A 23,922-nucleotide genomic window follows, 5' to 3' on the forward strand; every position below is an offset into this window, starting at 1 on the left:
CGACATGTGCGCAGCTGCTCGTGCGTTTTTTACCCCGCCCCTGGCGTTCCATGCGGTAGCTGCCCAGTCGCCGCATGATCCGCTGAAGCCCCGCATCAACCCCAACTACAACATCCACCAGGAACTCGATGCTGCGGCCGGTTGCCATTCGCTCTCGCGTTGAGTTGCCCTCGCCCATAACACCGCCGATGCCCGCGACAGGTTCAATGAAACCCGTCGGCCGGGCGCCACGAACCCTTCTGTTTTCTCTTTCCCCGGCATGGAATGCCGTGCCGGCTACTGGTTCCACCACAAGGAAGTCACGTCATGAAGACACGTTTGAACAGGATCACGCCACTGCTCGTCCTCCCATTGTTCTGGCAAACGACAGCAGCCAATGCCGAGTCGTGCGAAGAGACGCTGAAACGGGTGGAGGGGTTGTACAACAACACCGTCGACAGTTGCCGGCAAGACCCGGCCTCGGATTGTTCGGGATTGCTGATCAGGGGCACTCACCGCGCCAATCCGGCGAAGGGCGAGAAATGGGATGTCTGGAATCCAAGCCCGAAAGCGAAGGAGCTGGGCACCTTTGCCGCCTCCTGGATGCGGGTCGATGGCATCAGCTATGAAGATCCTGGCATGAGCACCCAGAACGGCTACATCATCACGCCGATCGACCAGGTACGTGAACCGGAAACCCCGGTGCACATCTACTGCGCATTTCCGAACGATGCCTGGACCGACTTTCGCGATGACCGAGGCTGCGGCAACAACAAAAACACCGCCCAGACAGAGGCGGTCTGCCAGGCCATGGCGCCGCCTATCCTCAACGCCAATGCCTGGGTCGCGCATTTCACCCGGTTCAACAACGACCGCAGGCAAGACCAGTTGCAATGTGGTTTCAATATGCGCAACCCCATGAGCAGCCGGGAACGGGTCGACGCGTTTCGAAACTTCATGGGCGCCCGGCAAGTCATCAATACCCGCGAGTTTCAAACCCAGACCGAACTGCGCCTGGGTAACCCGAAAGACGATGCACTGCCGATCCTGGCGTTTTTCTACAGCGATCAACGTGGCCTGAACGATGCATTGGCCAACCAACGGGACTACAAGGACAAGACCGGCAAGGATCGCAACGTCATCAAGATCGACTTCCCCAGGACGCCGGGCAGCAAGGCCACGTTCTCCTGCACCCGAACCACGCCACCGCCCACGCAACAATTCTGTGACCGCTACATCGAATCCAGCACTTGGGTAAAACGTCCTGATCCGAAGCTTGGGCCCGACACCTGGTCGCTCCAGGTCGTGCCCACGGCCTGTGGTCGCGCGATCAAGGATGACCAGACCGACAGGATGTTTGCCGAGCTGTACAACAAGCACAAAGACGACGGGCAATGGCGGCAATACAGCGTCTACGGTGGGTCCCTCCGCCGGCAATTGGTGTGTCATCTGGCGGCAACCTTCGATGGCAAACCCGTCAGGGACAAACCCGAGTGGAACCTTGAGCCGGCACGTCCTTACGTCGACCAGGCCAGGGCTGTCGCACAGTACTGCAATCCTTACTGAGGCTTGAGCGGCAAACGCGACCTGCCGACACTCCAGGCGTCGGCGGATCGCGCATTTACCAGACAGCAATATGCGAATCCGCCCGGGGTTCGGTACCACCACACAGCACCCCGCTGACCGGGTCGCGCAGGATGATCTGGCCGCGGCCATAGTCGGTCAGGTCGCTGGCGATCTGGACCTCATGCCCCCGTCGAACCAAGGCATTGGCCAGGTCCCGTGAGGCGCCGTGCTCGATCCCGACTTTCATCCCACCCAGCCATTGCCAGCGCGGTGCATCCAGCGCCGCTTGCGGGTTCAGGCCGAAATCCACCAGGTTCATGACCATCTGCACATGCCCCTGGGGCTGCATGTAGCCGCCCATCACGCCGAAGGGACCGAGGGCCTCGCCATTGCGGGTGAGGAAACCGGGAATGATGGTATGGAAGGTCTTCTTGCCTGGGGCCAGGCAGTTGGCGTGGGTCGAATCGAGGCTGAATTCCTGCCCTCGATTCTGCAAGGCAATACCGCTGTCGGGCAGCACCACACCGGAGCCAAACCCGTGGTAGTTGCTCTGGATGAACGAGACCATATTGCCCTCCCCATCCGCGGTCGCCAGGTACACCGTGCCGCTGGCGTGGGGGTCGCCGGGCGCGGGCGGTTGGGCCTGTTCGCCGATCTGTCGACGACGGTGGGCACTGTAGTCATCGCTGAGCAGGTCAGCCACCGCCACGCGCATGTGCAAAGGATCGGTGATGTAGTGCAGGCCGTCGCTGTAGGCCAGCTTCATCGCTTCCAGTTGGCGATGCCAGGTCTGTTGGCTGTCACGGTGATCGAAGTCGAAACCTTCCAGAATCTTCAACGCCATCAAGGCCACCAGGCCCTGCCCGCTTGGTGGGATTTCCCAGACATCCACGCCTCGGTAATTGACGTGGATGGGGTCCACCCATTGGGCACGATAATCCTTGAGGTCCGAGGCCCGCAGATAGCCGCCGCTGGCCCGGGAATGGGCGTCCAGGCGCTCGGCCAACGCACCGCGATACAGGCTCTCACAGCGGGTATCGGCCAATTCCTGAAGGGTGCGCGCCTGGGCCGGGTTGCGAAAAACCTCCCCGGCCCGTGGTGCCTGGCCATCGATCAGGAAAGTATCGAACCAGGCCTCGAGGACGGCATCCCGATGGGGCGTGAACTCGTTCACCGCAACCTGCCATTGATGGGCAACCACCGGCGACAGCGCAAAGCCCTCCCGCGCCAGGCTGATCGCCGGTTGCAGCAGCTCGGCAAAGGGCAGCTTGCCAAAGCGTCGGGACAACTCGGCCCAGGCCGACGGGCAGCCCGGGACGGTCACCGGTGTCCAGCCATAGAGCGGCATCTGCCCGTGGCCGGCGGCCTTGACCGCCTCGATGCTCAAGGCGGCCGGCGCATGGCCGTTGCCGTTGAGGCCGTGCAACTGGCCCTTGCACCAGACCAGCGCGAAGGCGTCACCGCCAATGCCACAACCGGTGGGTTCGACCACGGTCAGTGCGGCTGCCGTGGCGATGGCGGCGTCGATGGCATTGCCGCCCTTTTGCATGATCTCGATGCCCGCCTGGGCAGCCAGGGGCTGGGACGCGGCGACCATGCCCCGACGGGCGAAAACGCTCTGGCGTTGCGACGGATAAGGGTATTGGTGGGCAGAAAATTTCAGCATGGCGAAGGCTCTTCGATACAGGAATTCAGTGGCCGGGAAAAGTCATAACACGCGACTGAGAAAAGCCCGGGTACGAGGATGAATGGGGTGACAGAAAATCTGCTCCGGCGGCCCCTGCTCGATGAGCTCGCCCTGGTCCAGGACCACCACACGGTCGGCCACTTCCCGGGCAAAGCCCATTTCATGGGTCACCACGACCATGGTCATCCCCTCCTCGGCCAACTCCTTCATCACTTGCAACACCTCGCCGACAGTCTCCGGGTCGAGGGCGCTGGTGGGTTCGTCGAACAGCATGGCCTGGGGTTTCATCGCCAGGGCCCGGGCGATCGCCACTCGCTGTTGCTGGCCGCCGGAAAGCATCGACGGGTAGTGATCGGCCTTGTCCGCCAGGCCGACCCGCTCCAGCAGGCCGCGGGCCTGCTCCAGCGCTGCGGTGCGAGTCACGCCAAGCACCTGGATCGGCGCCTCGATGATGTTCTCCAGGGCCGTCATGTGAGGAAACAGGTTGAAGCGCTGGAAGACCATGCCGATGTCCCGCCGCTGACGGGCGATGTTGCGCTCCGACTCACGCACCAGGCTGCCGTCGGCCCGCTCGCGATAGCCCATGGCCCGGCCGTTGACGCGGATCCGCCCGCCCTGGATGTCCTCCAGCAGGTTGATGCAACGGATGAAGGTGGTCTTGCCGGAGCCCGAAGCGCCGATCAGCACCACCACTTCGCCGCGCCGCACTTGCAGGGAGATGCCCTTGAGAATCTGCAGCTCGCCGAAGGACTTGTGGACATCCAGCGCCTCGATAATCAGCTCTTCGCTTTTATGCGCCATGGTTAACGTGCCCTCAGCAGGTTCAGGGTGCTGCGACCGAACATCCGCGTCGAAGCCGGCGGCGGTGACGAGGGCCGGTCCGACTGACCGAAACGGGCTTCCAGCCAGCGCTGGAAAAAGCCCCACAGCGTGGTCAGCAACAGGAAGTAGATCGCCACCACCAGATACAGTTCGAACACCCGGAACGTCGCCGACGTGACCATCTGGGTACTGAGCAACAATTCCTGTACGCCGATCACGCTGACCAGCGTGGTGTTCTTGAGCATCACGTTGAACTCGTTGCCCAGCGGCGGCACGATGACCCGGAACGCCTGGGGCAGGACAATGCGGCGCATCAGTTTGGCGAAGGTCATGCCCAGCGAGCGCCCGGCCTCGTATTGGCCCTTGTCCACCGCACCGATGCCGGCGCGGATGATCTCGGCCATGTAGGCCCCCTCGTTGAGACCCAGGGCAATGATCGCCGCCTGGATATTGCCAGGGATTACCAGCCCAAAGAGGTCGATGTCTTCGAAGCGGAAAATCCCGCCAGCGGCCAGCGCGGTATAGAGAAAGACGATCTGCACCAGCAACGGTGTGCCACGCATCAGCCACACGTAAAAGCGCACTGGCAAATGCAGCAACGGGTTCCTCGACAACCGCAACAGCGCGGCAGCCAGCCCGAGGGCACAGCCCAGCAGCATCGCCAGCACACTGATCAGGCAGGTCAGCCAGAGCCCGGTGAGGTACACCCCACTGGGCTGCAACAGGTACTGCCAGAACACATCCCAATTGAAATTCATCGGTGGTTCACCTCAATCAAGCGTGTCACTGGCGACATGCCATTTGCCCAGCAGTTGGCTGTAGCTGCCGTCGCTGCGCATATCGCCGATGACCTGCTGCACGGCGGCGGTCAGTTGCGGGTCGTCCTTGCGAATGCCCAGGCCGGTGAGAATCCGGCTGAAGGCTGGCACGCCCTCCTCGAACAGATCGGGCGCCATGGCGGCGTAATAACCGGCGGTTTCCACGGTGGTGCCGTAGGCGTCGACCTGGCTGATGCGCAGAGCCTGGAAGGCATCGGTGTCGGAGTTGTAGACCACCAGTTTCATAGGCGGCTTGCCGGCCTTGGCCAGGGTCTCGTTCTCGGCGTCGAGCAGGGTCTTGATGGTGGAACCGTTAAGTACCGCGACCTTGTCTGCGGAGAGATCCGCCAGCGTCTTGAGGCCCTTTGGATTGCCCTTGGGCACCACCACCGCCTGGCTGGAATACATGTAGTTGACGATGTCGATCACCTCGCGGCGCTCGGGCTTGTCAAACAGTTGGTCGACGATCATGTCGCACTGTCGAGCCAGCAACGCGGGGAGCAGCCCGGAAAAGGGAATGACCCGCCATTCCACCTTCTTGTCGCCCAGGCGCTTGGCGATTTCCAGCCCCAGGTCCACGGTCAGTCCCTTGGGTTTCTGCGCCTCATCGAAGGACACCAGCGGCGGCGAATCCATGCCCGAGCAGTAGACGAGTTTATCGACCTTGAGCAAACGCTCCGGGACAACGGGCGCGGCAACCGCCCACTGTGCACAGAAACCCAAGGATAAAGCGGCAACCAACAGGCGAGGCTTATGCATGACCAGACACTCCAGTTCAGTAAGTAACGGGCAGTACTCAAAGTCAGAACACGGGCAGGCTCGGAGCCCGCTCTCGTTATTTTTTCGATTGCAGGAACTCGATCAATTCAGGGACGGTGCCTTCGATGTGCGCACGCACCACCGCCTCGGCCTTGTCGGCGTCGCCCGCACGCAGGGCATCGAGGATCAGCATGTGCTCCTGGCGCGCACTCAGGGGCTTTTCCACATGCTGCAGCCACAGGCGCATGGGCGCTTCGATCAGGGAATAGAGCGCGCTGATCTGCTTGAGCAATCGCGGACGACCGCTGAGGCTGCACAGGTACTCATGGAACGCGCGATGGCGGCTGACCCACTCGGCGCTTTCCTCGCGGTAATCGTCCATCTCGTCCAGCAGTCGCTCCAAGGCAGCCAACTGGCGCTCGCCAATTCTGGCTGTCGCGACACGGACTGCCAGGCCTTCCAGGGCGCTGCGCATCTCGAAGACTTCGTGCAACTCATCGATGTCCAGGCCGCTGACAATCGCCCCGCGATTGGGTCGCAGGGTCACCAGCCCCTGGGCATCCAGACGGCGAAAGGCTTCGCGCACCGGCATCCGGCTCATGCCGATTTCGTTGGCGATGTCCTCGGCAATCAGCCGGTCGCCCTTGCGTAACCGACCGCCACAAATGGCATCGAGCAGGAAGTTGTAGGCCTCTTCCTCGGCAGTCATCGGCGGACGTTCAGCGTAAGTCGGGGCAAATTGCATGGCAGCACCTTCTGAATTTTTGTATCCAATTATCCATGGATTCAAAAAGGCAGAATGCGTGCCAAGCTCACGAATAATCGTGCAAGTGTTTGATTTGAAGGAATTTTCAGAGGAAAACCACTGCCAGCCTTAAAGCCCTGCCATAGGCTTGGCCGCACACCTGTGCTACCAAACAGCTCAGTGGCTGCCCTTTATGTGTGCAGGATGACGCTTCGGTAACACCGCAGGCAGCAGCCCATCATGCAGGTGCCCTGGGTGTATCTGAGGGTGACTCGCCAAACAGCGCCCGGTAATGGGCCGCAAAATGACTCAGGTGGAAAAACCCCATCGCCACGGCGATTTCACTGACGTTCAATGCCGCCGCACGGGTCGTGATCAAACGCCGGCGCACGGCATTGAGCCGCAGGTTGCGCAGGTACTCCACCGGACGCATCCCGGTGACCGCCTGGAAACTGTTCTGCAGGGTCCTGCGACTCACCCGCAATTGCTCGCACAAGTCGAGGATGCTCAAGGGCACCTCTGCGCTGGTGACGACCAGCTCCTGGCAACGCTTGACCAGATAGGCACTGACGGCAAAATTGCCGCGCCGGCCACGCACCTCGTCCGAAGCGTGACTGAACAAGTCGAGAAAGGCGTTGAGCAGCACGTCCTCGAGGATTTTTTCCGAGGCCGGATTGACCGCGTCCGCCTGTTCCAAAAGCTGACGAAACAGTGGGTGGATCCTTTGCTGCACGCGACGCAGCACCGCCTCATCCACGCTGACCTGGGACACGCTTTGCAGGCGCTTGAGCTGTTCGCTCGACAGTTCGTAGGCCGCCAGCTTGGCGAACCGCACCGTGTCGACATTGGCCGCAAAGAAGTGCATGCCTTCCGGGGCGTGCAAGACGAAGTCCTCGCCATCGCGCAATAGCACGACACTGTGGGCGCCCACCTGGTGCCCCTGGACCACCGGCGCACCGCCCAGCGACATGGCAATGCACAAGCGCCCTTTTGGCGCGCAACCGCGCTGCACCACACGCTTATCCAGCACCTCCTGGAAGATCTGGAAGCGATCGGCGCACACCTGCCGCAGCTCGCTGGAAAGGCAGCCACGCCCGAGTTGGTCATAGACCTGTTGCCAGCCCAGGATCGAACCGGCATGTTGCTGAGGATCATTGAAGGTACGGACTTCGGCGAACATGATCATTGTTCCTCGGTGGTGCTGTGCTTAACCCTGGTGCTGATATCCAAAGAGGTCGATAAACCTGTGGCGAGGGAGCTTGCTCCCGCTTGAGCGCGAAGCGCTCACAAAACAGGTCTGCTGCGTAGCCCAGCGGGAGCAAGCTCCCTCGCCACGGACTCGTGAACCGTTCTTATTGTCGGAAAACCAAAGCCAGTTCCGTGCCAAGCATGTGCAAACGATATTCGCCTGCCCTGACGTCCATCGGCGCCAACAACGCCCCGGACAGCACCACCTGCCCCGCTTCAACGCGCTGCCCGTCGGCCAGCAACCGCCGGACCAGCCAACACAGATTCGCCAGAGGTGTGTCCTCGCGCGCCAGGACGTTACCTTCACCACAGGACACGCCGTCATGCACCAGGCGATAGTTCACTTCGGGCAGTCGATCCGGATCGAACCCCACCCTGGCCCCGAGGCAATACAGTCCCGCGGCGGCATTGTCGGCAAGAAACGCTCCGACACCGAAACGCCAGCCCTGCCAGCGACAATCGGCAATTTCGAATGCCGGCGCGACCTCGGAAATGGCGGCGAGGATGTCCTCGTCACTGTAGAAATCTGGCACCAGCGTGCGCCCCAGGACAAACGCCAGCTCGATCTCCAGCTTGGGCTGGATCAGCCGTGCCAGGGGCACCGTGCTGCCGGGTTCCACAGCCATGGCATCGGTCAGCGCGCCCAATACCGGTTCATCAATACCGAAACGGTCCTGGGCGGCGCGGCCGGCGAAGGCCACTTTCCACCCGGTCAACCGCTCACCAGCGGCCTGGCGCCGGCGCAGCGCCTCGCGTTGCAAGGTATAGCCCGCCGACAGGTCGAGGGCCTGAGGCTCCAACGAAGGCAAGGCGTGTACGACCTGCGCAGCATCGTGGAGCCGGATCAGGAAATCATCCTCACGCTTCATGAGAGTTGCTCCGCCAGTTTGCGCAAAACGCCTTCGAGCCGCTCGGGTGTGGTGATCGCGGCAACGAACCGATCTGGCCGCACCACCACAACGCAGTCACGCACCTTGGCAAACCATTCGCCCAAGCGATTATCGATGTCCTCGACGCAAATGGCACCGCTGGCGGACAAGGGTTGATTACGCCCCACGCCACTGCGCGAGCGATTGATCTGGATGAAGCGCGTCTCCCAGCGCGCCCACCAGGCGGCGGTTTGCTCGCTGAGCTGTTCGCTCGGATTGACCCGATACCCCAGCACCGCATAGGAATGCCCCAGTACATCGTCCAGGCGCCGGCGCTGACCCTGGGCGTCCTCGACGAGACGGCTGGATGAACAACTGCCCGACCAGATCATCCTCATGCAGCTCGGCACGCTCGTGATGCACCAGGCCTTTGGTGATGGTCGCCTTGGGTTTGAACTTGAATTCCAGCAAGTGCGAGCGAAGGTTGTCGACGCTGTTGACGGCCTGGAACAACCAGTCCCGCACACCGGCCATCAACGGGTTGGTCAGCCCCAGCACCGCGCCCATGTTGTCGGCCAACGCGATGAGATCGGTCGCGTGCCCACGGCGCTCCTGGTCGTAACTGGCAAGAATCGTCGGCGACGCTCGCCCTTGAAGGATCGCGGCGAGTTTCCAGGTGACGTTGGCGACATCACGCAGGCCCGAATTGAGCCCCTGCCCGGCCCAGGGCGGGGAAATATGCGCCGCATCCCCCACCAAGGCCACACGGCCCTGGACAAAGCGCGCCGCGACCCGAGAGTTATGGGTGTAGGCGCGGATCCGGATGATTTCCAGTTGATCGACCGCATCGCCGATATGCCCACGGATCAAGTCCCGGATCGTCGTCTCTTCGCACATCCGGGTCTCGTCTTCGCCCTCCAGGAGCATGAACTCCCAGCGCCGCTGCTGATACGGCAAGTAGATGCAGACGAAAGGTCGCTGAGGGTCGGCATGCAGGGCGGTATACGGTGCATCCAGGGTATCGTTGGCCGTGTCGATCACCACCCATTTGCGCGGATGGGTCAGCCCCAGCAGCTCGATGCCGAGTTTCTTGCGCACGCTGGAACGTCCACCATCGGCGCCGATCACGTACTGCGCCTGCAATTGATAGAGCTCGCCCTGGGCATCGCGCACCTGCAAGGTCACGCCCTCGGCATCCTGCTCCAGATCGAGCATTTCATGGCCCTGGCGCAACTCGACACTGGCGTGCTTGCCCAACTGCTCGCGCAACGTCGTTTCCAGCAACTGTTGCATGAAGATGTTGCGCATCGGCCAGCCATAGTTTGCCGTGCTCGGCTTGACCTCGGCAAAACACACGCCTCGCGCATTGTAGTAACGCAAGGGCACGTTGCAGATCATGTCGCGCGCGGCCAGTTCGGCGATGCCGATGCCCTGCAACACACGCAGGGCCTCGTCATCCATGCCCACCGCACGCGGATACGGCAGGACGCCGTCAGCCAACTCAAGGACGATGCAGTCGATGCCGTACAGCCCCATGTAATGAGCGGCCGTGATCCCGTTGGGGCCGCCGCCCACGATGACAACCTGGGTTTTCTCCTGCTTCATCGCTATTCACCGCTTTGTTGTTGTGGTTGTAGGCACTGGTCATACAAATAGTCCATGACGACAAGGTTGAACATTTCGCTCTGGTCATCATGCACATAATGGCTGGCGTCGGCGATTTCCTCTGTGCGCACCCACTTACCGGCCTGCTTGATCGACTCAAGGGTCGCCAAGGGCAGGAAATCGGAACGGGCGCCACGAATGAACAGCGTCGGGCAATCCAGCGCCCGTACCGCCGGCCACAGGTCGGTCGGGGTAATACTCAGGCGCGCCTGGGCAATACCTTGCTGGTCGTGACGCCATTCGATTCCAGCCAGGGTTTCCTTCATGGAATACATCAACCTGGAAGCCAGCCCCTCCTGAGAGAGGCCAGGTCGCGCTTGCAGCCAGAACTGGGCGGCACTCTCCCAGTCAGGAAACAACAGCGGTGTCTGGCTCATCTCGCGCCGAATGCGCTCGGCGCCGTCACCGCTGACCGAAGAACCAGGGCCGATGTCCTCGATCACCAACGCTTGCAGTCGTCCCGGATTGAGCCGCGCATACTCCAGTGCATTGGTGCCGCCAAGGGAATGCCCCACCAGGACGAAACGCTGCAGTTCCAGATGCGCCACCAGATCTTCAAGATCGTTGACATAGGCCTCGGTCCGGTAACTGGAGGCATCCGCCCAGTCACTGTGGCCACGACCACGCTGGTCAAGGGCATAGCAGCAGTACCGCTCGCCCAACGCATTGACCAGGCCATCCCAGGTCTGGGCATAGGAGCGCAGCCCGTGGAGCAGTACCACCGCAATGCCCGACGGATTGCCCCAGGACAGATAATGCAGGCGCAGCCCCGATCGATTGGTGAAGAACTGGCTGTTTGCAGACATTCGTTTGCTTCCCACGATCCGTACCTCAATACAGGCCGTCATTGCCCTTGACGTCGGCAGCCTCAAGGCCACCCAGGCGCGCATGCAAGCGCCCACGCGTGGCGAAGGCCCAGATGATGATCAATTCGTCGGCCGCCGGACCATCACCGAACGACAACGAAATGCTGTCGTAGTGCGAACGGACATACAGCGCATCCTTGTGAGCCAGCGGCACATCGATGGTCACGCCAGGCCCGCCACGCTTGCCCGTGGAAGGCACCCAGGATTTGCCGCCGCCCAATGCGACGCGGATCGGATCCGCCGCCGGATTGGTCAACAATGCATTGCCATGCTCGTACTCGCCCTGGCTGCCCACCAGGCACGCCTTGCCATAGCTGACGATCTTGTGCTGACCGGCCAGTACCCGGATGCGCCGACCAAACTCCTGACCCAGCAAGGGTGATGGCTCAATCAACTCGGCCAGGCTTTCACTGAAACGGCCGGCATAAGGGTTGGCGATCACCGCGCCAATGGCGTACTTGAACAGCGGCTCGCCATCGGCCAACTGGCCCGTTTCGTTGGCCAGGGTTTCCTCGACGAAGGTGTACCATTTGCGGATGTGGTAACTGGCGAAATTTGCGGTTTTCATAAAAGAAGTCTCTTTCAAAGTGGGTCGAGATCGAAATGCCGGCTGGGGGCTCCAGCGGCCTTGAAGCGGGCCTTGCCGCGTGCATCGTCGTGTTCGGACTCGAGGAAGAATTCCAGGCGATTGCCATCGGGGTCGTTGAAATACACGCCGTTACCGATCTCGTGGTCAGTGATCTTCACCACCTCGACGCCCTTCTTCAGCAACATGCCGTAGAGCTTGCGCAGGGTGGTCATGTCGCCCGCGATCTCCAGCCCGTAGTGCTGCAGCCCCAGGCCGCCCTGGTGGGCCCCGGGTGCTGCACGGAGCAACGCGATATCGTGGTGCTTGGCACCGAAGGCCATCATGATCCAGCTTTCACCCCGGGCGCTTTCATGCATGCCCAGCACGTCGGCGTACCAACGCGCCGACACTTCAGGGTCGCTCACGGACAGCGACAGGTGAGTACGAACGACTTCGACTTTCATCGCGCGATACCTCAGTTCTTCTTGATGATGGATTGATGCCCGGACTTGATTTGCGCCACCGCGGGCGTCCAGAGCACATCAGCGATTTCACTGAATTCACGCCACTGCTTCTGCCAGCCGTCACCGCCGTTCTCGGAGGTGAACAGATGCCCGTACTTGGTGCCGGCGACAATCTGGCGAGGGTCGGCAGGGTTCAAGGCAATCGCCCAGACACAGGAGTTGGGCTGTTGCGGCAGTGGCAGCACTTCCCAGCTGAGGGCGGCATCCCGGGAGACCAGCACCTTGCTGGTCGTGCCAGGGGTGCCGTCGGAAATGCTCAGGTAGAGCGTATCCTCGCTGCCCAGCGCTGCATTTATGGCGCGCACGTAGTACAGGCCGAAGGTTTCCCGGGCGACGATGCCGGTCCAGGTCTGCCCCTCGTCGAGGCTGCGGTAAACGGCGTTGACGCACACCACCACGATGACCTTTTGCCCGTGGTTGGGCAGGACCACGATGTTGTGCACGTCCGAGTTGAAGTCCCACAGCAGGCGGTCATCGACACGGGTCCAGCTATCGCCGCCGTCACGGCTGTGGAACAACCCGCCCTCTTCCAGGCCGAACCACAACTGGTTGCGATCGGTCGGGTCGTAGGCGAAAGCCAGCAAGCGTGGACGGCTGACCCCTTCGCAAAACTCCGGGATCTCCACCGGGGCACGTTCCCAGGTCTGGCCACCATCGAGGGTGCGCCACAGCACCGCGCGCGACGGCGCACCGGTGCCGACGAAAATCCGCTGTGCGTCCTGAGGATCCACGGCCACCTTCCAGACGGTCTGGCCGTTGAATGGCGAATCCACCCGCTGCCAATGGCCTCCGGTATCACGGCTGATGCACAGGCCGACATCGGTGCCGGCATAGATCACCTCAGGCGTCCCTGGATGCAAGCTCAGGGAGCGGGTGATCGCGTCGAATTCCAGGTCTTGGCCCAGGCCCAGGCGATGCCAGGTACGGCCATCGTCGGCGCTGCGGATGACCGCCTGCCCTACGGTGGCGACCAAAAGGGTTCCGTTACTCATCACTGCTGCTCCTCAAATGAAGATGCCGCGGGTCAAGCCGCCGTCGATACCAATGGATTCCCCGGTCACCGCACCGGCCTTGGGGGATGCGAGGAAACCGATCAGCCAGCCCATTTCGATGGGTGCCAGGGTGCGTCGGATCGGCGTTGCGTCGATGTAGCCCTGCTCCACCTGCTCGGGCGTCTTGCCCTGCTTGATCCCTTCGCGCTCGTAAAGCTCCTGGATGTGCGGGGTGTCCACGACGCCGGGGTGGATCAGATTGACCGTGATGCCAGCTGGGCCCAGTTGGTCGGAAAGCGTCTTGGTCATGTGGGCGATGGCCAGGTTGCGCATGCCCGAGAGGACCTTGCTGCCACGCCCGGTCAGGCCACCGATATTGATGATGCGACCGAAGCCACCGGCCTTCATGTGCGGGGTCACGGCCTTGGCGCAACGGAAATAGCCGATCACCTTGGTGTTGAGGTCCGAGAGCAGTTCGTCGTCGCCGGCGTGCTCGATGTCGTTGCGCACCACACCGGACGGGGCCGCGGCGCCGTTGACCAGGATGTCGATGCGGCCAAAGTGCTTGTGGGCAGCCTCGACCATGTCGGACACCGCCGACATCTGGTTGGTGTCACAGAACAGCGGCAGCACCTCGTTGCCGGTCTCTGCGGTAATTTCCTCGGCGGCTTGCTGGAGGTATTCCATGCGCCGCGCGCAGATCACCACCTTGCAACCTTCCTGGGACAGAAAGCGCGCGACTTCCTTGCCGATGCCCATGCCACCGCCAGTGACGATCGCCACGCGGCCTTGTAATTCCAGATCCATAGCAGTTCCTCTTGTGATTGTTCGGCTCAGGCGAGATCGACGAAGACACTTTTGGTTTCGGTGTAGGCATCGATCACGTTCTTACCCATTTCCCGGCCCCAGCCGGATTGCTTGTAGCCACCAAATGGCGAGGCTGGGTCGACGACGTTCCAGCAGTTGATCCACACCGAGCCGGCCTTCAACTGGGCGGCCACGCGATGGGCGGAACGCAAGTCACGGGTCCAGAGCCCGGCGGCCAGGCCATAGGGCGAGTCGTTGGCGCGCAGCACCAGTTCATCGATCTCGGTCCAGCTCATGACGGTCAGCACCGGCCCGAAGATTTCCTCCCGGGCGACACAGGCGCGCTCGGCGCGGTCGAGAAACACGCTGGGCCGGATGAAGTGGCCGCGCTCCAGGTGGGCCGGCCGATCACCGCCGCAGATCAGCTCGGCGCCTTCTTCCTGGCCGCGTTGCAGGTAGCCATGCACCGTGCCCAATTGCCGGGCCGAGACCAGAGGGCCCATGCTGCTGGCCGGATCCAGGCCTGGCCCCAACACATGGGCGGCCGCATGGCGCTGGAGTTCCTCAAGCACCTGATCGAGGACGCTGGCGTGCACGTAGAGACGCGATCCGGCGGTGCAGACCTGCCCCTGGTTGTAGAAAATGCCGTCGGCGGCGCCCTTGGCGGCACGGACGATATCGGCGTCCGGCAGGATGATGTTGGGGGACTTGCCACCCAGCTCCAGGGAGACCTTCTTCATGTTGCCCGTGGCCGCCTGGGCGATCAGTCGTCCCACCTGGGTCGAACCGGTGAAGGCGATCTTGTCCACGTCCGGGTGCTGGGCCAGCGGTGCGCCGGTATGCACGCCGAGGCCGGTGAGCAGGTTGACCACCCCGGCCGGGAAACCGGCGGCCTCGATCAACTGCACCAGGCGAATCGCAACCAGAGGCGTCTGTTCGGCGGGCTTGAGCACCGCGACGCAACCGGTCGCCAGCGCCGGGCCAAGCTTCCACACACACATGGTCAGCGGGAAGTTCCACGGCACGATCAAGGCACAGACGCCCACCGGCTCGCGCAAGGTGTAGTTGAGCATCGGCGCGCCGCTGGACGGCGATACCGGCAGCGTGCTGCCTTCGATCTTGGTCGGCCAGCCAGCGAAATAACGAATGATATTGGCCGCACTGGCCGCTTCCCCCCGGGCCGCGGCGATTGGCTTGCCGTTTTCCAGGGTGATCAGTTGCGCCAGCTCTTCGCGATGCTGGTCAAGCAGTTCCGCCAGGCGAAACAGCAATAACCCGCGCTGGGCCGGTGAGTGCTGCGCCCAGGGCCCGGTGAAGGCCGCGCGGGCGGCAGCGACGGCGGCATCCACGTCGCGTTCGCCGCCTTCGGCGACTTCCGCCAGGATGTGCTCAGTGGCCGGGTTTTCCACGGAAAACCGGCGGCCGTTGGCGGCGTCCTGCCAGGTCCCGCCGATAAACAGGCGCCCGGGCTGCGACAGGAACTTCTCGACGGCAGGTAACAATTGAATCGGGTTCATATCCGCTCCTTCACAGGGCCATTTCAATCAGGCAAGGACCGCCATCGGCCTTGGCGTTGGCCAGGGCGCGCTGCAATTCACCATTGGTGTGCACGGTGCTGGCCGGCAAGCCGTAGCCCTTGGCCAAAGCCTTCCAATCGATGCGTGGACGGTCCAGCACCGTCAGGCTCAGGGCCTCGGGGCCCAGCTCGGTCATGCCGAAGCGGCGCAGCTCGTTCTGCAAAATGGCGTAGCGATGGTTGGCCGCGATCAGGATCACCACGGGCAGTTGCTCGCGGGCGATGCTCCACAAGGTCTGGATGGTGTACTGGGCACTGCCGTCCGATTGCAGGCAGAACACGCGGTTGCCGCGCTCGGCCATGGCGGCGCCAAAACCCACCGGGATGCCCTGGCCGATGGCGCCACCGGTGTTGGTCAAGACCCGATGCCGTGCGGCATGGGCCGAGGCGGTGAAGAACGGATAGCCGCACGTCCCGCCTTCCACCGAAACGATGCAGTCGTCGGGCAACGACGCAGCCAGCACCTGACCCACGGACTGCGGTGTCAACGTAGCTTCGCTTGGCGGCAGCTCGATACCGGTTGGCGTTGGCACATAAGCCGGCGCTTCAAGCGCATCGGCAAGCGCAGTGAGCGCGCCGGCAACATCGTCCCCTACTTCCGCCAGGCAGAGCAGGCGTTCACGTTCGGCCAGGCGAGAAGCGATGCCTTCGTAGCCGAAATAACTGATCGGGTCCGGCACGCCGGCGCACACCACCGCGTCGTACTGGTCAAGAATCTCAATGGCCACTTCGGGGAAGTAAGGCAGGCGATCCAGGTCAGGCAAACCACCACCGCGATAGCTCAGGCGCGGAAAGGTTTCGGCGAACAGGCGCACGCCTGGCAGTTGTGCCAGGCGCCCCGCCGCTTCGAGTCCGGCGACGGACAAGCCTTGGTCGCCAACGATAAACACCAGGCGCTGGCCATCGCGAAGGGCCTGGGCGACCGCCTCGATCCGGTCACCGGCAAAACGGCGAACCGGGGCCTGCAATGTCGTGAAGGCTTTCTCGTGCTGCACCGTGTTGGCTTGCAGGTCCATCGGCAGAATCAGGCTGGCGATCTGCCCGTTGGCTTGCCAGGCGGCACGCACTGCCTCTTGGAAATCTTCGCCGACACCCGATGCGGTGCGCGATGTGCGCACCCATCCGGAAACACTCCCGGCCAGCGCCTGGATATCACTGGCCAGCGGCGGATCGTAATTGACGTGCCATGACGCGTGATCGCCGATGACGTTGACGATCGGGGTGTTGGCGCGACGCGCGTTGTGCAGGTTGGCAATGCCATTGGCAAAGCCTGGCCCCAGGTGAGTCAGGGTCATCGCCGGCTTGCCGGCAATCCGGCCATAGCCGTCCGCAGCACCGGTGCACACCCCTTCGAACAAGGACAACACCGGCTTGAGGGCTGGCGCACTGGCCATGGCTGCCACCAGGGGAATTTCAGTCGTTCCGGGATTGGCGAAGCAGTATTCGATACCACTCGCCACCGCCGCTTTCACTATCAGTTGCGCACCATTCATTTCCAGCCCTCTTGATCGAGCGTTTGCAGTGGCTGAGATTTATCACACAGAAAAACCCTACGCTCAAGCATTTTTATACATAAAAACTCTTATTTTGAGATTTATGCAAAAATATGACGTAAATACCACCTTCAATATGTATGTTTTTCTCAAGCGCTGACGTATCGTGGCAACGCCCTGTTCGCCGAGCGAGCGGGCTTTTCATCATCGGCGCACCTACCTATAGTGCTCACCCAACGACCACCTACGCGCCATCCCCCCTTTAGGAGCGAAATGAGCAGTCTGAGCAAAATGCTGAGTGTGCTGGACCTGTTCGACCCGGCAACGCTGAAGATCGACCCCGACACCATCGCCGAGCGCATGGGCCTGTCACGGGCGACCGTGTACCGCTACGTCAAGGATTTGTGTGATGCGGGCCTGCTGGTCAGGGTGGATGCCGGCAGCTACGGCCTGGGGCCACGGATCATCGAGCTCGACTGGATGATGCGCCAGTACGACCCGATCCTCGTGGCGGGCCGCGAGTTGATGCACCAGCTGTCCGAAGCCACGGGCCTTGCGGTGTTCGCCAGCGTTTTCTATGACGGCCACATCATCAACACCTACATCGCCGAACCCAACGACACCTACCAGTTCGCATTCGGTCGCGGCCAGCCGCTGCCGTTTTTTCGCGGTGCGCAATCCAAGGTGCTGATCGCCTTCCAAAAGGGACGGCGCCTGCAACGCCTGTTCGAAGAACACATGGCCAACGACCCCGACAACGGCTATGACTGGGCAAGCTTCTCCAAAGTGACGAAAAAGATCCGCAAGGACGGCTATTGCATGACCCACGACGAACTCAACCTGGGACTCACCGGTATCGCGGCACCGATCATCAACCCTGGGCTCGACGAGGTGGTGGGCAGCCTTTCAGCCGTCGGCAGCACCGACAGCTTCAAACTGCTGCGCCAGGAAACCGTGATTGAAATGGTGATGGACACCACCCGGCGGATTGCCGAGAGAATGCAGAATCCGCCTGCCATCGGCTAGAAACCGGAGGTGCGGCCATACCGCTGCCCTGTGGGAGCTGTCGAGCGAAGCGAGGCTGCGATCTTTTCGCCCCCCCATTGAGTCCCAAGCGAAAGATCAAGATCAAAAGATCGCAGCCTTCGGCAGCTCCTACATGTCCCGGCGGGAGCAAGCTCCCTCGCCACAGGTTTTATCGAACACCCCCTACTTCAGAACGGAACGGCCACCGTCACCTGGCTGTACACGTTGGTGCCATTGCCCGCCACTTGATTGGCCCCGGTCGTTGCATCCCGATCCGGCTTGTAGAGGCCTATCAGCGGAGTGATGATCACATGCTCGTTGACCGCCCACTCGGCATACAGATCCAGCTCACGGGCATCCAGGTTCAGGGCGCTATCCTTGCGTACCGTGTTGAAATCAAAATACAACACGCCAAGGGTCAGGTTTTCCAATGGCGTGGCCTTCAAGCCGACATGGTGGATAGCCGTATTACTGTTGAAGGGCCCTGCATAGTTACCCGCGACTTCGCCCTGGAACCAGGTGCCATAGCCCGTGCTCTGCCCGGTGAACAGCGAGTCCCACTTCTGGGAATAACGGCTGTAGCGGTACGTCAGCTTCGGAGCCCAGGCGAGATCGGCAAAGGTGTAGCCGGCCTCGGCGTACCAGGCGTTCTGCGGGCCGGCGTCCTTGTCCTGCCAGGCGTATTCGAATGCCAGGCTGGCGTTCTCGATGCCCGCGTCACCTTCACCACGAATGCTGTAGACGTCCATGCCCTTGCGTTGCTTCTGGAAATCGCTGGCCCACTGCTCGTTCACGTCGAGGCCATGTATCCAGGTCAGCCCCAACGTGCCCGCCTTGGCGGTGTAATCGAGCGTACCGGCGGCCAGTTCGGTTTCGGCCTGGGCGCGGTTATCGGACTTGAGCCACACCACACTGCCATGCAGCCCATCCTGCCCGCCGAGACGTAATACGGCGGTTTGATCGAACGCGTGCCGGGCAGCCAGGTAATAGGCTCCACCGCGATTCAAGCGACCATCGGCAGGCCCCTTGCCCAGGTTCGGCCCGTCATCGTTGATCAGGAAGCCCCTGCCCAGCTTGACCACCTGGCGACCGCCGGAGATATCGACACCGTCCTGTCCCAATACGGGGAACAGATCGGCGGAACGCCAACCCAGGTAAGCGTCTTCAATCTTCGTCTTGCGCTCGCTGCCCAGTGTATTGCCGGCCGCGTCGCCATCGCCCCAGGTGGCGGAACTGACCAGGCTGAACGCCCCGTAGGCGGTGCCATGGCCGGCCAGGCCCTGGTCGCCGCTGACGCCATACTTGATGAAGCCTTCGCGCCAGGTTGAACCACCTGGCCTGCCGTCGTAATTCTTGCGACTGTTGAAAAGACCGAACACGGCCAGCATGTCGGCGTTGAGGTGAGTATCGTCATCGGCATACAACTCATAGGCCTGGACCTGACTCGCAGCGCAGAGCGCCAGCGTACAGGCAAGGCCACTGCCGAAAAATCCCATACGCGATAGATTTCGCATGGCTGGAGCTCCTTATGGTGCGCCCTTGTAGGCTGTTTTTATATGCAGGAGCCGGCACCGCAAGCGGCACCGGCTGGCCGGGCTAACGGCAGTCAGCGAGTGCGCTGTCCAACGCGCCGACCATCATGGCGGCCTCGTCGGACGTGAGAGTCAGCGGCGGCGACATCACGATTTTGTTGCCTATCGGGCGCATCAATACGCCGGCCAGGCGCGCCTGCTCGGCGATGCGCGAGGCCAGGCCCGTTGCAGGGTCAAGCGGCTCGCGCGTGGCCTTGTCCGCCACCAGGTCCACGGCGATCATCAAGCCTTTGCCACGCACTTCGCCCACCACTGCATAACGTTCGGTCAGCGGTTGCAGTTGCTCCAGCAACTGGGCACCGACTTTCCCGGCGTTGCCCGGCAAATCCTCGGCCTCGACGATGTCCAGCACTGCCAGGGCCGCCGCACAGGCAGTCGGGTGCCCGCTGTAGGTGTAGCCGTGCATGATTACGTTGCTGAAACCCGGGCCGTTCTCGATGGCATCGACCATGCGCTGGTTGAAGACCGTGGCGCCCATGGGGATGTAACCGGCGGTGATGCCCTTGGCCAGGCACAGTACGTCGGGAGCGACGCCCCAGCCACGACTGCCGAGCATGCAGCCGGTGCGGCCGAAACCCGTCACCACTTCATCGGCGATCAACAGGATGCCGTGGCGGTCGCAGACTTCGCGCAGCCTCTTCCAGTAGTACGCCGGCGGCACGATCACACCGCCGGCACCTTGCACCGGTTCGGCGATCAGCGCGGCAATGGTCTGCGGGCCGAGCAGTGCGATCTGGTCTTCCAACTGACGAATGCAGTGAGCGGTCAGTTCTTCCGGATCGCGGCAGTCCCAGGGGTTGCGGTACCGCCACGGCGTGTCGAGCAGATGACAGCCAGCCAGCAGCGGCCCGTGGTTGTAGTGATACACGCCGTTGCCGCCCACCGAGGTGCCGCCCACGTGCACGCCATGGTAACCATTGCGCAATGACAGAAAGCGCGTGCGCCCTGGCTCGCCGCTGGCGATCCAGTATTGGCGGGCCATTTTCAGGGCCGTCTCGACCGCATCGGAACCGCCGGAGCTGAACAACACCCGGGTCATGTTTTCCTGGGCGAACATCGACGTCAGCCGCTCGGCCAAGTCGAACACCCGCGGATGGGCAATGCCGTCGAAGGTCTGGTAATAAGCCAGTTCGTCCAGCTGCGCGGCAATGGCCGCCTTCACTGAAGCCCGGTTATGGCCCACGTTCACGTTCCACAAACCGCCGACCCCATCGAGCATGCGATGGCCTTCGATATCGGTGATGTAGTTACCGTCGCCACGGGCGATGATCAACGTCTTGGACCGGTTCGCCGGCGCCGAAGAACTCATCGGGTGCCAGAATTTTTTTGGTGCTGTCTTGTATTGCTCGTACATGGTTGCATTCCTCACTCTGTTTCACGCTTGCGTACGTACAGCAGTTGCTGGCCGGTGAACTCCAACAACCCTTCAAGGCCGAACTCGACGCCGAACCCGGACATCTTGCTGCCGCCAAACGGCGTATTCGGTTGGATCTGCGCATGACAGTTGACCCAGGCCATACCACATTCCAGGCGACTGGCCAGGGCCTGTGCCTGCTCGCTGTCGCGTCCCCAGACCGATCCACCCAGGCCCATGTCGCCAGCATTGGCGCGACGCAGGACATCCTCGACATCCTGGTAGGCAATCAGCGGCAACACCGGCCCGAACTGCTCCTCATCCACCAGGCGCTGCCCATCGGTCACATCGGCGACCAGCGTCGGCGGATAGAAGAAGCCGGGGCGGTCCAGACGAGCACCGCCACACAACACACGCGCACCCTGGGCGCGGGCATCCGCCACCAGTTCCTCCACCAGCGCCAGCTGTTCGAGGTTCTGCACCGGGCCAAACGTGACCCCGGGCGCCAGGCCGTCACCCACTACCTGACGCTGGGCGATCAGGGTCAGGGCCTCGGCAAAGGCCTCGTACTGGGATTGGTGGATGTATAACCGCTTGAGAGCAGCGCAGGTCTGCCCCATGTTCAGGAATGCGGCCTGGAAAATATCTTCGGCGACCGCCTCGACCGAGGTGCCTGGCAGCACGATGGCGGCATCGTTGCCGCCCAGCTCCAGGGTCAGGCGCTTGAGGTTGCCGGCGGCGCCGCGCATCACGCTCTGGCCGGTGGCGGTGGAGCCGGTGAAGACAATCTTCTGGATACCGGCGTGGGAGGTGATCGCACTGCCGAACCCTTGTTCACCGGTCACGCTATTGATCACGCCCCGAGGCACGTGGCGAGCGATGACTTCCACCAGGCGCAGGGTGCTCAAGGGGGTCAGGCTCGATGGTTTGCTGATCACACAGTTACCGGCCCGCAATGCCGGCATGATGTGCCAGACAGCGATCATGAACGGCCAGTTCCAAGGCGTGATCGACGCGACCACGCCCAACGGCTTGCGGTGCAGTTCAATACGCTGGGGCGGGGTTTCTTCCACCAACTCCACGGGAATCTGCTGCTCGGCGGCATAGCGCGTCCAGGCCACCGCACCCATCACTTCGGAGAACGCCAATTCCAGCGGCTTGCCCTGTTCCAGGACAATGAGCCGGGCCAACGCCTCGGCTTCCTGTTCGAGATCGGTAGCGATGCTCAGAAGGCGCTGGCGGCGATCTTCATGGGTGCTGTGTCGCCACTCGACAAAGGCCGACTGCGCCGCTTCGACGGCAAGGTCCAGCTGGGCCAGGGAACCGGCCGCGCATCGAGCGAACACCGTAGCGGTCGCCGGATTGAGCACATCAAAGTGCCCGTTTTCACCGTCGACCCGAGCCCCATTGATGAGCATTTGATAATCGTGCATAGAACCTTCCTTTCACGCGCTGACGAACCGTCCCGAACGACAGCGGACTTGTTTTCTGGGTGGATTGACGTTGTGCCTGACGCCTTAGAGCTTGTGGCTTCCCAGCGCCATGAACCGCTCGGGCGATACCTTGCGCAATCGAGCGGCGAGGAACACGCCGACGATCAGCGCGGCGGGAATCACAGCGCATAGGCCATAGGACAGAAGCTGGCTGGCGCCGGTCAGCACGTCGAAATGAATCACCGCAAGGGCCAGGACCGCCAGCAATGCCAGGCACGAAAAGACCGGAAGAATCTGACCGCGCCAGTGCCCCAGCTTCAGCTCCGGGTGAGCGCGAAAATAGACAAACACCGCCGCTGAGGTCAGCGCCATGAGCAGGATCACGCACAGCGTGGCCAGGTTGGAAAACCAGGCGAACAGTTGAAGGATCGGATCGGCGTCCAGCGCGGCGAAGATCAGCACCACCACCGCCGCGATCAGGCTTTGCAGGACCGAGCCCATGTGCGGACTCTGGTGCACGCGATGGGTGGTGCCCAACCGGCTGTGCAGCAAACCGTCACGACCGATGGCATAGAAATAACGCGCCGCGGCATTGTGGAACGCCAGCAGCCCGGCGTAGATGCTGACCATGAACAGCACGCGGATGATCTGGGTCAGGTGCGGGCCGACAAAGTGATCGGACATGCCGTAGATGAACGTGGTGGGATCCTGGAGCGCTTGAAGGGTCGGCACGATCTTGTCGGCCCCGACGCCAATCACCATCGCCCAGACCGACAAGGCATAGAAACCACCGATCAACAACACCGAGCTGTAGGTGGCAATGGGAATCGTGCGGTGCGGATTTCTCGCCTCCTCGCCGTAGATGGTGGTGGCCTCGAAGCCGATGAACGCCGCGAAGCAGAACAGCAAGCCGATGGACGGCGTGCCGCTGAACACATGGCTGCGATCGAACGAATCGAGATTGATGCCACTGTCGCCACCGGTTTTGAGAATGGCGAAATCCAGCGTCAGGATCGCCAGGTACTCGGCAATGACCACCACCGACAGCACCCGGGCCGACAGGTCAATCTTGCGATAGCCAAGAATCGCAACGCTGGCCATCGCCAGCAACGAATAGGTCCACCAAGGCAAGTCCAGGCCAAAGACGCTGGCCATCGTGCCACTGACCACGCCGCCGAACATGCCGTAGAGGCCAACCTGGAGAATGTTGTAGGCAAACATCGCCAGCACGCCCGCCGCGCCGCCGGCCAGGCCACCCAAGCCGCGGGAGGTGAAGGCATAGAACCCACCGGCGTTGGTCATGTGGCGGGACATGGCGGTGTAGCCCGCCGAGAACGCCAGTAACACCAGCAAGGCCAGGAGCAGCAATGCCGGCGTGCCAGCGCCGTTGCCCAGCATGATGCCAATGGGGAAACCGCCGGCGATGACGCTCAAGGGACTCGCCGCCGAAATCACAAAGAAGATGATGAAACCGACACCCAAGGCGCCGCGCTTCAACTCCGTCGAGCTGCTGATCGGGAAAGATACACTCAT

Annotated in this window: 21 protein-coding genes and 1 pseudogene; 3 read left to right on the plus strand and 19 right to left on the minus strand. The window is 62.2% G+C overall.

All coding sequences use genetic code 11. The annotated features are described in order from the left end of the window. The first annotated feature begins 4 nt into the window (after positions 1 to 4). Both AB4O22_RS13675 and AB4O22_RS13680 read left to right on the plus strand, forming a co-directional pair. Positions 5 to 163: a hypothetical protein gene (locus tag AB4O22_RS13675; RefSeq protein ID WP_003200823.1), complete on the plus strand. Its 159-nt coding sequence runs from the start codon at positions 5 to 7 to the stop codon at positions 161 to 163. Positions 164 to 306: 143 nt separating this feature from the next. Next, on the plus strand, positions 307 to 1,545 hold the full coding sequence (locus tag AB4O22_RS13680) for a DUF2599 domain-containing protein (RefSeq protein ID WP_003200821.1): 1,239 nt from the start codon (positions 307 to 309) through the stop codon (positions 1,543 to 1,545). A gap of 55 nt (positions 1,546 to 1,600) precedes the next feature. On the opposite strand, the gene AB4O22_RS13685 is transcribed toward AB4O22_RS13680, so the two are convergent. From AB4O22_RS13685 to AB4O22_RS13755, 15 genes and pseudogenes are all read right to left on the minus strand, one after another. Beyond that, positions 1,601 to 3,211, minus strand: coding sequence for a gamma-glutamyltransferase family protein (locus tag AB4O22_RS13685; RefSeq protein ID WP_223471699.1), 1,611 nt, complete (start codon positions 3,209 to 3,211; stop codon positions 1,601 to 1,603). Positions 3,212 to 3,253: 42 nt separating this feature from the next. Next, positions 3,254 to 4,033: an amino acid ABC transporter ATP-binding protein gene (locus tag AB4O22_RS13690; RefSeq protein WP_003200817.1), complete on the minus strand. Its 780-nt coding sequence runs from the start codon at positions 4,031 to 4,033 to the stop codon at positions 3,254 to 3,256. Between the two features lie 2 nt (positions 4,034 to 4,035). After that, positions 4,036 to 4,812, minus strand: a complete 777-nt coding sequence (locus AB4O22_RS13695) for an amino acid ABC transporter permease (RefSeq protein WP_003200814.1) — start codon at positions 4,810 to 4,812, stop codon at positions 4,036 to 4,038. Positions 4,813 to 4,824: 12 nt separating this feature from the next. Further along, positions 4,825 to 5,631: an ABC transporter substrate-binding protein gene (locus AB4O22_RS13700; protein WP_013693048.1), complete on the minus strand. Its 807-nt coding sequence runs from the start codon at positions 5,629 to 5,631 to the stop codon at positions 4,825 to 4,827. Positions 5,632 to 5,707: 76 nt separating this feature from the next. Further along, positions 5,708 to 6,376 (minus strand): GntR family transcriptional regulator, encoded by a 669-nt coding sequence (locus AB4O22_RS13705; protein ID WP_003200810.1) that lies wholly within the window; start codon positions 6,374 to 6,376, stop codon positions 5,708 to 5,710. A gap of 238 nt (positions 6,377 to 6,614) precedes the next feature. Next, entirely contained in the window at positions 6,615 to 7,556 is a 942-nt protein-coding gene (locus AB4O22_RS13710) for a helix-turn-helix domain-containing protein (protein ID WP_003200808.1), read from the minus strand. A 172-nt stretch (positions 7,557 to 7,728) separates the two neighbouring features. After that, the gene (locus AB4O22_RS13715; RefSeq protein ID WP_003200807.1) at positions 7,729 to 8,493 is read right to left on the minus strand and encodes a 2-keto-4-pentenoate hydratase; all 765 of its coding nucleotides are present in this window, start codon (positions 8,491 to 8,493) and stop codon (positions 7,729 to 7,731) included. Beyond that, positions 8,490 to 10,098, minus strand: a pseudogene (locus tag AB4O22_RS13720) (bifunctional 3-(3-hydroxy-phenyl)propionate/3-hydroxycinnamic acid hydroxylase). The gene AB4O22_RS13715 and the pseudogene AB4O22_RS13720 overlap by 4 nt, the downstream one beginning before the upstream one ends. A 2-nt stretch (positions 10,099 to 10,100) precedes the next feature. Beyond that, positions 10,101 to 10,964 carry an alpha/beta fold hydrolase gene (locus AB4O22_RS13725; RefSeq protein WP_039011653.1) on the minus strand — a complete coding sequence of 288 codons (864 nt, stop codon included), beginning with the start codon at positions 10,962 to 10,964 and terminating at the stop codon, positions 10,101 to 10,103. A 25-nt stretch (positions 10,965 to 10,989) separates the two neighbouring features. Continuing rightward, positions 10,990 to 11,592 carry an amino acid synthesis family protein gene (locus AB4O22_RS13730; protein ID WP_013693046.1) on the minus strand — a complete coding sequence of 201 codons (603 nt, stop codon included), beginning with the start codon at positions 11,590 to 11,592 and terminating at the stop codon, positions 10,990 to 10,992. Between the two features lie 14 nt (positions 11,593 to 11,606). Next, on the minus strand, positions 11,607 to 12,056 hold the full coding sequence (locus tag AB4O22_RS13735) for a VOC family protein (protein ID WP_003200799.1): 450 nt from the start codon (positions 12,054 to 12,056) through the stop codon (positions 11,607 to 11,609). An 11-nt stretch (positions 12,057 to 12,067) separates the two neighbouring features. Then, complete coding sequence (locus AB4O22_RS13740) at positions 12,068 to 13,108, minus strand: VPS10 domain-containing protein (protein WP_043042836.1); 1,041 nt, start codon at positions 13,106 to 13,108, stop codon at positions 12,068 to 12,070. A gap of 12 nt (positions 13,109 to 13,120) precedes the next feature. Then, positions 13,121 to 13,915, minus strand: coding sequence for an SDR family NAD(P)-dependent oxidoreductase (locus AB4O22_RS13745; RefSeq protein WP_003200796.1), 795 nt, complete (start codon positions 13,913 to 13,915; stop codon positions 13,121 to 13,123). Between the two features lie 26 nt (positions 13,916 to 13,941). Further along, a complete protein-coding gene (locus tag AB4O22_RS13750; RefSeq protein ID WP_003200795.1) occupies positions 13,942 to 15,432 on the minus strand; it encodes an aldehyde dehydrogenase family protein in 1,491 nt (496 codons plus the stop codon). A gap of 10 nt (positions 15,433 to 15,442) precedes the next feature. Continuing rightward, positions 15,443 to 16,984, minus strand: coding sequence for an acetolactate synthase large subunit (locus AB4O22_RS13755; protein ID WP_028236537.1), 1,542 nt, complete (start codon positions 16,982 to 16,984; stop codon positions 15,443 to 15,445). Between the two features lie 273 nt (positions 16,985 to 17,257). On the opposite strand from AB4O22_RS13755, the gene AB4O22_RS13760 reads away from it, so the two are divergent. Next, a complete protein-coding gene (locus tag AB4O22_RS13760) occupies positions 17,258 to 18,010 on the plus strand; it encodes an IclR family transcriptional regulator (protein WP_223471695.1) in 753 nt (250 codons plus the stop codon). A gap of 188 nt (positions 18,011 to 18,198) precedes the next feature. Here the strand turns inward: AB4O22_RS13760 and AB4O22_RS13765 are convergent, their stop codons facing one another. From AB4O22_RS13765 to AB4O22_RS13780, 4 genes are all read right to left on the minus strand, one after another. Then, a complete protein-coding gene (locus tag AB4O22_RS13765; protein ID WP_460096495.1) occupies positions 18,199 to 19,524 on the minus strand; it encodes an alginate export family protein in 1,326 nt (441 codons plus the stop codon). A gap of 82 nt (positions 19,525 to 19,606) precedes the next feature. Next, positions 19,607 to 20,956 carry an aminotransferase class III-fold pyridoxal phosphate-dependent enzyme gene (locus AB4O22_RS13770; RefSeq protein ID WP_460096496.1) on the minus strand — a complete coding sequence of 450 codons (1,350 nt, stop codon included), beginning with the start codon at positions 20,954 to 20,956 and terminating at the stop codon, positions 19,607 to 19,609. A gap of 11 nt (positions 20,957 to 20,967) precedes the next feature. Next, positions 20,968 to 22,389: an aldehyde dehydrogenase family protein gene (locus AB4O22_RS13775; protein ID WP_460096499.1), complete on the minus strand. Its 1,422-nt coding sequence runs from the start codon at positions 22,387 to 22,389 to the stop codon at positions 20,968 to 20,970. 84 nt (positions 22,390 to 22,473) lie between these two features. Further along, positions 22,474 to 23,922: an APC family permease gene (locus tag AB4O22_RS13780; RefSeq protein WP_460096501.1), complete on the minus strand. Its 1,449-nt coding sequence runs from the start codon at positions 23,920 to 23,922 to the stop codon at positions 22,474 to 22,476.

The organism is Pseudomonas sp. S3_B11 (assembly GCF_054667715.1).